Annotated in this window: 10 protein-coding genes; 9 read left to right on the forward strand and 1 reads right to left on the reverse strand. The window is 69.2% G+C overall.

The genetic code is table 11. The features are described from left to right. Window positions 1-113 precede the first annotated feature (113 nt). From folC to OHB04_RS27930, 9 genes are all read left to right on the forward strand, one after another. On the forward strand, window positions 114-1,634 hold the full coding sequence (folC, locus tag OHB04_RS27890; RefSeq protein WP_326690392.1) for a bifunctional tetrahydrofolate synthase/dihydrofolate synthase: 1,521 nt from the start codon (window positions 114-116) through the stop codon (window positions 1,632-1,634). Continuing rightward, window positions 1,634-1,999 (forward strand): DUF4233 domain-containing protein, encoded by a 366-nt coding sequence (locus OHB04_RS27895; protein WP_326690393.1) that lies wholly within the window; start codon window positions 1,634-1,636, stop codon window positions 1,997-1,999. Before folC ends, OHB04_RS27895 begins: the two co-directional genes overlap by 1 nt. Window positions 2,000-2,173: 174 nt before the next feature. Then, complete coding sequence (ndk, locus tag OHB04_RS27900; protein ID WP_326690394.1) at window positions 2,174-2,587, forward strand: nucleoside-diphosphate kinase; 414 nt, start codon at window positions 2,174-2,176, stop codon at window positions 2,585-2,587. A 311-nt stretch (window positions 2,588-2,898) separates the two neighbouring features. Beyond that, complete coding sequence (locus tag OHB04_RS27905; protein ID WP_326692943.1) at window positions 2,899-3,918, forward strand: rod shape-determining protein; 1,020 nt, start codon at window positions 2,899-2,901, stop codon at window positions 3,916-3,918. Between the two features lie 124 nt (window positions 3,919-4,042). Then, window positions 4,043-4,978, forward strand: coding sequence for a rod shape-determining protein MreC (gene mreC / locus OHB04_RS27910; protein WP_326690395.1), 936 nt, complete (start codon window positions 4,043-4,045; stop codon window positions 4,976-4,978). A 5-nt stretch (window positions 4,979-4,983) separates the two neighbouring features. After that, window positions 4,984-5,712, forward strand: coding sequence for a rod shape-determining protein MreD (mreD, locus tag OHB04_RS27915; RefSeq protein WP_326690396.1), 729 nt, complete (start codon window positions 4,984-4,986; stop codon window positions 5,710-5,712). A gap of 79 nt (window positions 5,713-5,791) precedes the next feature. After that, the gene (gene mrdA, locus OHB04_RS27920; protein ID WP_326808550.1) at window positions 5,792-8,047 is read left to right on the forward strand and encodes a penicillin-binding protein 2; all 2,256 of its coding nucleotides are present in this window, start codon (window positions 5,792-5,794) and stop codon (window positions 8,045-8,047) included. Continuing rightward, entirely contained in the window at window positions 8,044-9,243 is a 1,200-nt protein-coding gene (gene rodA, locus OHB04_RS27925; RefSeq protein ID WP_326690398.1) for a rod shape-determining protein RodA, read from the forward strand. Before mrdA ends, rodA begins: the two co-directional genes overlap by 4 nt. Window positions 9,244-9,444: 201 nt before the next feature. Beyond that, on the forward strand, window positions 9,445-11,370 hold the full coding sequence (locus OHB04_RS27930) for a TIGR03960 family B12-binding radical SAM protein (protein ID WP_326808551.1): 1,926 nt from the start codon (window positions 9,445-9,447) through the stop codon (window positions 11,368-11,370). Between the two features lie 110 nt (window positions 11,371-11,480). Here OHB04_RS27930 and OHB04_RS27935 read toward each other — a convergent pair whose 3' ends face one another. Then, window positions 11,481-11,870 (reverse strand): hypothetical protein, encoded by a 390-nt coding sequence (locus tag OHB04_RS27935; protein WP_326690400.1) that lies wholly within the window; start codon window positions 11,868-11,870, stop codon window positions 11,481-11,483. Window positions 11,871-12,012: the final 142 nt, after the last annotated feature.

Below are 12,012 nucleotides of genomic sequence, written 5' to 3' on the forward strand. Positions count from 1 at the left end.
CGGGTTCGGCGCCGCCGGTCACGTCGTTGTCGCGTCACGCCGTCGTGGCGGGAATGCAGGAGCCACGGGACGCCCGCCCGGAAGCCGTCGCGCGCATACGTAGACTGGTCCGCGTGAGCGACGAGCCCCAGCCCAACGAACCCGAGCCGACCCCGTTCGAGGAAATCGTCGGGGAGGAGACCGACCGCGACCCCGACCTCGCGGTGATCGAGGCGGGCAGCCGCACCCTGCGGGCCCAGGCGGGCCCTCCCCAGCCGGATGTGGTGCCGGGCAGGCCCGAGGACCCCGAGGTGGACGCGGCGCTGCGCGTGGTCGAGGAGGAGCTGGCCACCCGATGGGGTGAGACCAAGCTGGAGCCCTCGGTCGAGCGGATCGCCGCGCTGGTCGACGTGCTCGGCGACCCGCAGCGCGCCTACCCCTCCATCCACATCACCGGCACGAACGGCAAGACCACGACAGCCCGCATGATCGAGGCGCTGCTCGGCGCCTTCGAACTGCGCACAGGGCGCTACAGCTCCCCGCACGTGCAGTCGGTCACCGAGCGCATCAGCATCGACGGGGCGCCGGTCTCCGCCGAGCGGTTCATCGAGACGTACGACGACATCAAGCCGTATGTCGAGCTGATCGACAGCCGGCAGGACTACCGCCTGTCCTTCTTCGAGGTGCTGACCGGCATGGCCTACGCCGCCTTCGCCGACGCGCCCGTGGACGTGGCCGTCGTCGAGGTCGGCATGGGCGGCACCTGGGACGCGACCAACGTCATCGACGCGAACGTCGCCGTCGTCACCCCCATCTCCCTCGACCACACCGACCGGCTGGGTGACACCCCCGAGAAGATCGCCGTCGAGAAGGCCGGTGTCGTCAAGCCCGATGCCACGGTCGTGCTGGCCCAGCAGCCGGTCGAGGCCGCCTCCGTGGTGCTGAAGAAGGCCGTGGAGGTGGACGCGACCGTCGCCCGCGAGGGCATGGAGTTCGGCGTCGTCTCCCGGGAACTGGCCGTCGGCGGCCAGCAGCTGACCCTGCGCGGCCTCGGCGGCGAGTACGACGACATCTTCCTTCCGCTGCACGGCGCGCACATGGCGCACAACGCGGCCGTCGCGCTCGCCGCCGTCGAGGCGTTCTTCGGCATCGGCCAGCAGCAGGCCCGCACGCTGGACGTCGAGGTGGTGCGCCAGGCGTTCACCTCGGTCGCCTCGCCCGGCCGCCTGGAGGTGGTACGCACCAGCCCGCCCGTGGTGCTGGACGCCGCGCACAACCCGGGCGGTGCGCGGGCCACCGCCGAGGCCGTCAGCGAGGCGTTCAGCTTCAGCAGGCTGATCGGCGTCGTCGCGCCCAGCGCCGACAAGGATGTGCGCGGCCTGCTGGAGGCGTTCGAGCCACTGTTCGCCGAGGTTGTGGTCACCCGCAATTCCAGCCACCGCTCCATGGACGTGGACGAGCTGGCCGCCCTCGCCGTCGAGGTCTTCGGTGAGGAGCGGGTCCAGGTCGAGCCGCGGCTGGACGGCGCGCTGGAGGAGGCGATCACGCTCGCCGAGGAGGAGGGCGAGTACGCGGGAGCCGGGGTGCTGGTCACCGGCTCGGTCATCACGGTCGGTGAGGCCCGGCTGCTGCTCGGGAGCGGGAGGAAGCACTGATGCGGACCCTGTGCGCCTCGACGCTGCTCGGGGAGTTCTTCATCGTGGGCTTCGCTGGATTGGTCGCGATGCAGACGAGTGACCTTTCGGCGGGTACGGTCTGGACGGTCAGCGGCAGCGTGATGGCACTGTGCGTGCTGCTGTGCGGAGTGATCACCCGTCCGGGCGGCGTACAGCTCGGCTGGGCGCTCCAGATCGCCCTGATCGCCAGCGGCTTCGTCGTCCCCACGATGTTCTTCCTGGGCGCCTGCTTCGCCGGGCTGTGGTGGGCTTCCGTGCACTTCGGGCGCAAGATCGACGAGGCGAAGGCCCGCTTCGCCGCGCAGGTCCCGGCCGAGGGCGCCCCTGAGCCCGACGCTGCGTGAACTGACTCCTCCTCACCCATGTAGCCTCTTCGCACCGCCGCGCCGCCCGATCGGGCCACCGAAGCGGGCCGGCGCCGCAGTGCCCTCCCCCTGGGGTACCTCCCAGCGAAGCTGGGGGACTTCCGGCCGGGAGGCGCCCCCAGCAGCCCGCACGACAGCCAAGGAGCCCGCACCATGAGCCAGCGCACCCTCGTCCTCCTCAAGCCGGACGCCGTCCGGCGCGGGCTCGTGGGCGAGATCATCGGCCGTATCGAGAGCAAGGCCGGCTGGACCCTCGCGGCCGTGGAGCTGCGCACGCTCGACCGCGCCACGCTGGAGCAGCACTACGCCGAGCACGAGGGCCGCCCCTTCTACGAGCCGCTGGTGGAGTTCATGGCCTCGGGTCCCTCCGTCGTCCTGGTCGTGGAGGGCGAACGGGTGATCGAGGGGATTCGCGCGCTGGCCGGGCCCACCGATCCGATCGCCGCAGCGCCGGGTTCCGTTCGCGGCGACTTCGGCACCATCGTGCGCGAGAACCTCATTCACGCCTCGGATTCCGAGGAGTCGGCCCAGCGGGAGATGAAGATTTTTTTCCCGAGCTTTGCCTGAGGCGGATCGCCGGGAAAGGGGCGTCGCCGGCGTTCGCCGGGGGAGGGCGCTGACAGAATGTCACTCTCCGATAGAGCCGTGGCCAGGCATGCGCGTCACGGCTCCGGGGAACTCGTCACTCCGACACGACGTCACCATTACGGGGGACGATCGGTGTTCCGCCGACAATGGCGGAGGAACCGTCTCTACGTGTTCGAGCTAGCGCGTCTACGATGGAACCTACGCGCTCGGGAAGGCCGGCGCGTACACATCCTTCCTGTACCCACACATCGCCCCACTTGGAAGGCCAGACGCATCCTATGGGAACCAACATGTCGTTCATCGGCCGTGATATGGCTGTCGACCTCGGGACCGCCAACACGCTGGTGTACGTCAGGGGTCGCGGGATCGTCCTCAACGAGCCGTCCGTCGTCGCGATCAACACCAATACAGGCGGAATCCTCGCGGTCGGCGCCGAGGCGAAGAAGATGATCGGCCGCACCCCTGGCAACATCGTGGCCGTAAGGCCCTTGAAGGACGGCGTGATCGCCGACTTCGAGATTACCGAGCGGATGCTCCGCTATTTCATCCTGAAGATCCACAAACGGCGTTATCTCGCCCGTCCGCGCGTGGTCGTGTGCGTTCCGTCCGGAATCACGGGCGTCGAGCGCCGCGCCGTCATCGAGGCGTCCACCCAGGCCGGCGCGCGCCAGGTGCACATCATCGAGGAGCCGATGGCCGCGGCGATCGGCTCGGGCCTACCCGTCCACGAGGCCACCGGCAACATGGTCGTGGACATCGGCGGCGGCACCACCGAGGTCGCCGTCATCTCGCTCGGCGGCATCGTCACCGCGCAGTCGATCCGCGTCGCGGGCGACGAGCTGGACAACGCGATCATCCAGCACATCAAGAAGGAGTACAGCCTCCTGCTGGGCGAGCGCACCGCGGAGAGCATCAAGATCACCATCGGCTCGGCGCACGACCTGGAGAAGGACGAGCACACCGAGATCCGTGGCCGTGACCTGGTCAGCGGGCTGCCCAAGACCGTGGTGATCTCGGCGGGCGAGGTCCGCAAGGCCATCGAGGAGCCCGTCAACGCCATCGTCGACGCGGTCAAGACCACCTTGGACAAGTGCCCGCCCGAGCTGTCGGGTGACGTGATGGACCGCGGCATCGTTCTCACCGGGGGCGGCGCGCTGCTGCGCGGCCTGGACGAGCGGCTGCGCCGTGAGACCGGGATGCCCATCCACATCGCGGAGGACCCGCTGGATTCCGTGGCGCTCGGCTCCGGCAAGTGCGTGGAGGAGTTCGAGGCGCTCCAGCAGGTGCTCGACGCCCAGCCTCGCCGCTGAGCGGAAGCACACCTGTCCGCAACAACCGACCGTTCACGCGGCGGGTCGTTTAGCGCAGTGGCGGCCCCCGCCACGCACCCCGCGGTCGCGGGGCTGCCCCACGAGAAAGGCACGGCCGCCGCACGTGAGGGACACACGAGAAAGCCGGCTGCTGCTCGTCCTGCTGATCGCCATCGCGTTCGCGTTGATCACGGTGGATCTCAGAGGCGGCGAGCAGTCTCCGCTCGACGGTGCGCGGTCGGGGGCCGCCTCCGTCCTTGGACCGGTCGAGAACGGCGTGGCCTCGGCGGTCGATCCCGTCGGCAACGCGATCAGTGCCGTACGCGCCTCCGGCGGGCGGCACGACCGGATCAGCCGGCTGGAGCAGGAGAACGCGGGGCTCAAGCAGAAGCTGGGATCCCACGACCGCAACCGCTCCCGGGCCCGCGAGCTGGACAAGCTCCTCAAGACCGCCGGAGCGGGCGGCTACGGAGTCAAAGGCGCCCAGGTCATCGCGATCGGCGCGGCCCAGGGCTTCTCCTGGACCGTCACCATCGACGCCGGCCGCAGGGACGGGCTGCGCCGTGACATGACGGTCCTCAACGGCGACGGACTCGTCGGCCGCCTCACCACCGTCGGCCCCTCCACCTCCACCGTCCTGCTCGCCAACGACCCCGACTTCACCGTCGGCACCCGGCTGGAGAAGAGCAGCGAGCTGGGCTTCGCCACCGGCCGGGGCGGCGGCGCGCTCAACGTCCAACTGCTCAACGGCAGGGCCAAGGTGAAGAAGGGCGACCGGCTGGTCACCTTCGGCTCCCGCGAGGACACGCCCTTCGTGCCCGGCGTCCCGGTCGGCAAGGTCACCAAGGTCAACCGGCACAAGGGCGACCTCACCAGGACGGTCAGCGTCAAGCCCTACGTCGGCTTCACCAAGCTCGACGTCGTCGGCATCGTCGTCCAGCCCCCGCGCAGCGACCCGCGCGACGACGTACTCAAGTCCAAGAAGCCGGCGAAGCCCAAGCCGGCGCCCACGGTGACCGTGACCTCCACCCCCAGCGGGACCCCGTCTCCCAGGAGCTGACCAGCGTGTACATCAACCGGATGCTGCTCTCGGCCTCACTCGTGGTCGTCGCCCTCGTCCTCCAGGTCACCATCCTCGCCAGACTCCAGCTCCCCGGCGCCGTGCCGGATCTGCTCCTGCTGATCGTGCTCGGTCTCGCCCTGGTCTACGGGCACACCGCGGGCGCGGTCGTCGGCTTCGTCGCCGGTCTCCTCGCCGACATCGCCCCGCCCGCCGACCACGCGGTCGGCCGCTACGCGCTGGTGCTCTGCCTGATCGGCTACGCCGCCGGGCTGACCAAGCCGGAGGGCGGCCAGCACCGCTCGGCCACCGTGCCGATGCTCGTGGTCGCCAGCGCCGCCATCGGCTCCACGCTGCTGTACGCGGGGGTGGGCGCGCTCGTGGGTGACACCCCGGCCCGTGGGGCGGGGCTGAGAGGGCTGCTGGTCACCGCCACCCTCTACGACCTGCTGCTCGCGCCGTTCGTCGTACCGCTGGTCATGTCGCTGGCCCGGCGCTCGGAGAAGGACCGGCTGGCGGCCGAGCCGGGTGGCGGCAGCGCCAGCGGCGGGGACCGCGCCGCCTACGGCTGGCTCACCTCGGGGGCCGGCATCAGCTCCTCGAGCGGCAACCTGTTCGGCAAGGGCAGGATGCGCAACGGCAAGGCAGCGCGCGCCGGCACCCCGCGCGGCAGCTTCATGGGCCGCTCCGCGCGGAACAAGGCAGGCAAGATCAAGGGGGTCAAGCGCCTGTGAGTGCGCCCACCCTCCCCCAGCCTTCGGCCGGGCGGTGCCCCCAGCCCGGCCACCACCCCTCAAGGAGGCGCTGCGCGCCGTGACCAACATTCCAGAGACCGGACGGTCCTCGCGCGTCAACATCCGGCTGGTGGCCATCCAGATCCTGGTGATGTCGCTCCTGCTGACCCTCGGGGGGCGGCTTTGGTACCTCCAGATCCGCAACGGTGACGAGTACGAGAAGGAGGCGGCGGGCAACCACGTCCAGCAGGTCGTACAGCCCGCCGTGCGCGGCTCCATCCTCGACTCGCGCGGCGTGCCCATCGCCGACAACGAGACCCGGCTGGTCGTCTCCGCTTCCCGCACCGAGCTGATGAAGATGGACGACGACGGCAAGGCGGTACTCACCCGCCTCGCCAGGGTCTTGGGCATGTCGCCCAAGACGGTGCGCGAGAAGGTCAGACTCTGCGACGCCAAGACGAGCCAGCCCTGCTGGAACGGCTCGCCGTACCAGCCGATCCCCGTCACCGACGACGCCAAGCCCAAGCAGGCCCTGCAGATCCGCGAGCGTTCCGAGGACTTCCCCGGCATCACCGCCGAGCCCGCCGCCGTGCGCAGCTACCCCGCCCCCTACGGCGCCAACACCTCGCAGGCGCTGGGCTATCTCTCTCCCGTCAGCGACGAGGAGATCGAAAAGGCCAAGGACACCGACTCCCCGTTCCTGCCCGCCGACGAGATCGGCCGCTCCGGCCTTGAACGCTCGTACGACAGCAAGCTGCGCGGCAGCTCGGGCGTGACGCGCTACGAGGTCGACAACCTCGGCCGGGTCATGGGCCGGGCCAAGAGCGACAAGGCCAAGCCCGGCTCCAACCTGGTCACCTCCATCGACTCCCGCGTCCAGGCCGTCGCCGAGAAGCAGCTCGACCAGGCGATGAAGGCGGCCCGCCACGAGTTCGACAAGAACACCGGGCGCAACTACAAGGCCGACGCCGGTGCCGTGGTCGTCATGGAGAACAAGACCGGCCGGGTCGTGTCCATGGCCTCCAACCCCGAGTACGACCCCAACGCGTGGGTCGGCGGCATCTCCGGCAAGGAGTACGCCAAGCTCACCGGCAAGAAGTCCAACTACCCACTGCTGAACCGCTCGATCCAGAGCATCTCGGCGCCCGGCTCGATCTTCAAGGTGATCTCCACCTCGGCGGCGATCAAGGCCGGCTACTCCTTCAACGGCAACTACGACTGCGCCTCCTCGTACACTGTCGGCGGCCAGGTCTTCAAGAACTTCGAGTCCAAGGGCTACGGCAACATCAACCTCGGCCGCGCGCTGGAGGTCTCCTGCGACACCGTCTTCTACGACCTGGCGTACAAGCAGTGGAAGAAGGACGGCGGGAACCTCCCCAAGAAGGGCGCCAAGGACTGGTTCTACAAGACCGCGCACCAGTTCGGCCTCGGCAAGAAGACCAACGTCGACATTCCCAACGAGGTCGCGGGCCGCGTCCCGGACCGCAAGTGGAAGAAGGAGTACTGGGAGGCGAACAAGGACGCCTGGTGCAAGCAGGGCAAGGACCCCAAGGACTACGCGGGGAAGATCGCCAAGGAGAACTGCGTCTCCGGCATGAAGATGCGCGCCGGTGACAGCGTCAACTACTCCATCGGCCAGGGCGACACCCTCGTCACCCCGATACAGATGGCCAGCATCTACGGGGCGCTCGGCAACGGCGGGACCCTCTACGACCCCACCCTCGGCAAGGCGGTCGTCAGCCCCGACGGCAAGTCCGTCAAGGAGATCAAGCCCACCCCGCACGGCAAGCTGCCCCTGAACAAGAAGAGCCTCGGCCAGATGGACAAGGCCCTCCAGGGCGTGGCCACCCGGGGTTCGGCGGCCTGGCGGTTCGGCCAGGCAGGCTGGCCGCAGGACAAGATCAAGATGCGGGCCAAGACCGGTACGGCCGAGGTCGCCGGCAAGCAGACCACCTCCTGGCTGGCCACCTACACCGACGACTTCACGGTAGTGATGACGATGTCCCAGGGCGGTACGGGCTCCGGCGCCTCCGGGCCCGCCGTGCGCAAGATCTACGACGCGCTCTACGGCGTCGGCAAGGGCGGCGACATCGACAAGAAGAAGGCGCTGCTCCCCAAGCCCGAGGCCAAGCTGCCCAAGGTCGACAAGGACGGCACCATCGAGGCCCGCCGCGACAAGCAGTCGAAGGCCGAGGACGTCAAGCCGGACGCCGCCGAGTCCAAGACCCCCGACGGTCAGGCCGCACGCCGCGAGGACGAGCAGGACCAGCCGCAGCAGAACGCGGGCGGACAGGCGCGCAACGCGCGGGACCAGGCCGGAGGTGAGCGTCCGTGAGCACGCGCGGCTTCTCTCTCGACGGCTACGGGCCGCGCAGACGTTCGACCTGGAGTCAGCTGACCGCACGGGACTCCCTCGTGTGGCGCATGGACTGGATCATGCTGCTGGCCGGGATCGCGCTGGCGGTCGTCGGCTCGCTGCTGGTCTACTCGGCCACCCGTAACCGCACCGAGCTGAACCAGGGCGACCCGCGGTACTTCCTGGTACGGCACGTCATCAGCCTGATCATCGGCCTCGCGCTGATGGGCGGCACCGTCTGGCTCGGCCACCGAAGGCTGCGCAGTGCCGTGCCGGTGCTCTACGGCGTCACCGTCCTGCTCGCCATCTGTGTCCTCACCCCGCTGGGCGCCACCATCAACGGCTCCCGCGCCTGGCTGAACCTGGGCGGCGGATTCACCGTCCAGCCCGCCGAGTTCATCAAGATCACGGTGATCCTGGGCATGGCGATGCTGCTGGCCGCGAAGGTCGACGCCGGTGATCGCGACCATCCCGACCACCGCACCGTGATGCACGCGCTGGGCATGGCGGCGCTGCCGATAGTTGTCATCTTGCTGATGCCCGACCTCGGCTCGGTGATGGTGCTGGTCGTCATCGTGCTCGCCGTCCTGCTGGCCTCCGGCGCCTCCAACCGCTGGATTCTCGGCCTCGGGCTGGCCGGGGCACTGGGCGCCGTGCTGATCTGGTCGCTCGGGGTGCTCGACGAGTACCAGATCAACCGCTTCGCGGCCTTCGCCAACCCCGCGCTCGACCCGGCGGGCGTCGGCTACAACACCAACCAGGCGCGGATCGCCATCGGTTCGGGCGGCCTGACCGGCAAGGGCCTGTTCGAGGGCACACAGACCACCGGACAGTTCGTGCCCGAGCAGCAGACGGACTTCGTCTTCACCGTCGCCGGTGAGGAGCTGGGCTTCGTCGGCGGCGGGCTCATCCTGCTGCTGCTGGGCATCGTCATCTGGCGGGCCTGCCGGATCGCGCGCGAGTCGAGCGAGCTGTACAGCACGATCGTCGCCTCCGGGGTCATCGCCTGGTTCGCCTTCCAGGCGTTCGAGAACATCGGCATGACCCTCGGGATCATGCCCGTCGCCGGACTGCCGCTGCCGTTCGTCTCCTACGGCGGCACCTCGATGTTCGCGGTGTGGATCGCCTTGGGACTCCTCCAGTCGATCCGGACCCAGCGGCCCATAGCGGCCTGATACGTCCATCCCGTCGCGGGGTGGTCTGTCCGGAATTGCCCTTCCCGCATGCTGGATGTCGTGCGGGAGATCGAGCGGAAGTACGAGCCGGAGATCACGCGCACGACCGGAGCGGGGCTCACCCGTTAGGCTGGACGACTGGCCCTGTCCTCCCCTGACGCCCGCCCGGCGTGGGGTGCCCCCAACGAAAGCGCGCCTGAGATGCCCGTCGAGTCGGTCTTCCCGCAGCTAGAGGCCCTCCTCCCGCACGTCCAGAAGCCGATCCAGTACGTCGGCGGGGAGCTGAACTCCACCGTGAAGGAGTGGGACGAGACCGACGTCCGCTGGGCGCTGATGTACCCGGACGCGTACGAGGTCGGCCTCCCCAACCAGGGCGTCATGATCCTCTACGAGGTGCTCAACGAGCGCGAGGGCGTGCTCGCCGAGCGCACGTACAGCGTGTGGCCGGACCTGGAAGCGCTGATGCGGGAGCACCAGGTTCCGCAGTTCACCGTGGACGCCCACCGCCCCGTCGGCGCCTTCGACGTCCTCGGCGTCTCCTTCTCCACCGAGCTGGGCTACACCAATCTCCTCACCGCGCTCGAACTGTCCTGCATCCCGCTCGAGTCGAAGGACCGCACCGAGGATCACCCGATCGTGATGGCGGGCGGCCACGCGGCGTTCAACCCGGAGCCGGTGGCCGACTTCATCGACGTCGCCGTGATCGGCGACGGCGAGCAGGCCGTGCTGGAGGTCACCGAGATCATCCGCGCCTGGAAGGCCGAGGGCCGGCCCGGCGGGCGCGACGAGCTGCTGCTGCGCCTCGCGAAGACCGGCGGGGTGTACGTCCCGCGCTTCTACGACGTCGAGTATCTGGCGGACGGCCGCATCTCCCGCGTCGTCCCCAACCGTTCCGGCGTGCCGTGGCGCGTCAGCAAGCACACGGTCATGGACCTGGACGAGTGGCCGTACCCCAAGCAGCCGCTGGTGCCGCTGGCCGAGACCGTGCACGAGCGGATGTCCGTGGAGATCTTCCGCGGCTGCACGCGCGGCTGCCGCTTCTGCCAGGCGGGCATGATCACCCGTCCGGTGCGCGAGCGCTCGATCACCGGCATCGGCGAGATGGTCGACAAGGGCCTGAAGAGCACCGGCTTCGAAGAGGTCGGCCTGCTCTCCCTCTCCTCCGCCGACCACAGCGAGATCGGCGACATCGCCAAGGGCCTGGCCGACCGCTACGAGGAGGACAAGGTCGGTCTCTCGCTGCCCTCCACCCGCGTGGACGCCTTCAACATCGACCTGGCCAACGAGCTGACCCGCAACGGCCGCCGCTCCGGCCTCACCTTCGCCCCCGAGGGCGGCAGCGAGCGCATCCGGAAGGTCATCAACAAGATGGTCTCCGAGGAGGACCTGATCCGTACGGTGGCCACCGCGTACGGAAACGGCTGGCGTCAGGTGAAGCTCTACTTCATGTGCGGTCTGCCCACCGAGACCGACGAGGACGTCCTCCAGATCGGCGACATGGCCATCAACGTCATCGCCAAGGGCCGCGAGGTCGCCGGGTCCAACGACATCCGCTGCACCGTCTCCATCGGCGGCTTCGTCCCCAAGCCGCACACCCCCTTCCAGTGGGCGCCGCAGCTGTCCGCCGAGGAGACCGACGCGCGCCTGGCCAAGCTGCGCGAGAAGATCCGCGGCGACAAGAAGTACGGCCGCTCCATCGGCTTCCGCTACCACGACGGCAAGCCCGGCATCGTCGAGGGCCTGCTCTCCCGTGGCGACCGCCGGATCGGCGCGGTCATCCGTGAGGTCTACGAGCGCGGCGGGCGCTTCGACGGCTGGCGCGAGTACTTCTCCTACGACCTGTGGATGGAGTGCGCCGCCAAGGCCCTGCCCCCGCAGGGAGTCGACGTCGACTGGTACACCACGCGCGAGCGCTCCTACGAGGAGGTCCTCCCCTGGGACCACCTCGACTCCGGTCTCGACAAGGACTGGCTCTGGGAGGACTGGCAGGACGCCCTCGACGAGACCGAGGTCCCCGACTGCCGCTGGGACCCCTGCTTCGACTGCGGCGTGTGTCCTCAGCTCGACCTCGATATCCAGGTCGGGCCGACGGGGAAGAAGCTGCTGCCGCTGTCGGTCGTGAAGTAGCCGCTCGGCAAGCGCCATGAACCCCCGGTGTCCCTCCAAGGGAGGACACCGGGGGCCCGATTCAGGGGCGGTTCAAGGCGCGGACCGCGCGGCCGGTGGGGGAAGAGCCGTCAGGCTCCCTCACCCTGGTCCTGCTCGGAACCCTCGACCTCGATGGGAAGGGTGTTGCCCTTGCCCTTGACGTGGGTCTTGATGTCACCGGTCGAGATCGCCTCGTTCTGGGCTTCCGTCTTGATGTCCCTTGAGTTCTTGGTGAGGTTGGCCGACTGGTCGCCGGGGCCGCTCTCGTCCGCGAACAGCGCGTCTCCGAGGATGAGGTAGTAGTTGTTGGAAGCCCCCCGGTGCGGGAAGGAGGGCGAGGAGACGGGGTGCGCGGCCTTCTCCGCCTTGCCTACTGGGGCGGCCGACGCCGTCGGGACGGCGAACGCGGCGATGCCGATGGCCGCCACTACGGTCGCTGCGGCGCGCGAGAGGTTCTTCATCGGATCCTCGGCTTTCATGACTTGAGGCTTGTCATCCTGGTGGGATTCGACTCCACAGTTCCCCGGAGCCGGCCTGCCTCTCGGCCGACGGAGAGTGTTCACCGCTTCGAGCGGTGAGACAGGCCATCCGGCGGCTCGGATGTGTCGAGTGCCGCACCGA

It is taken from the genome of Streptomyces sp. NBC_01775, assembly GCF_035917675.1.
Classification (GTDB): domain Bacteria; phylum Actinomycetota; class Actinomycetes; order Streptomycetales; family Streptomycetaceae; genus Streptomyces.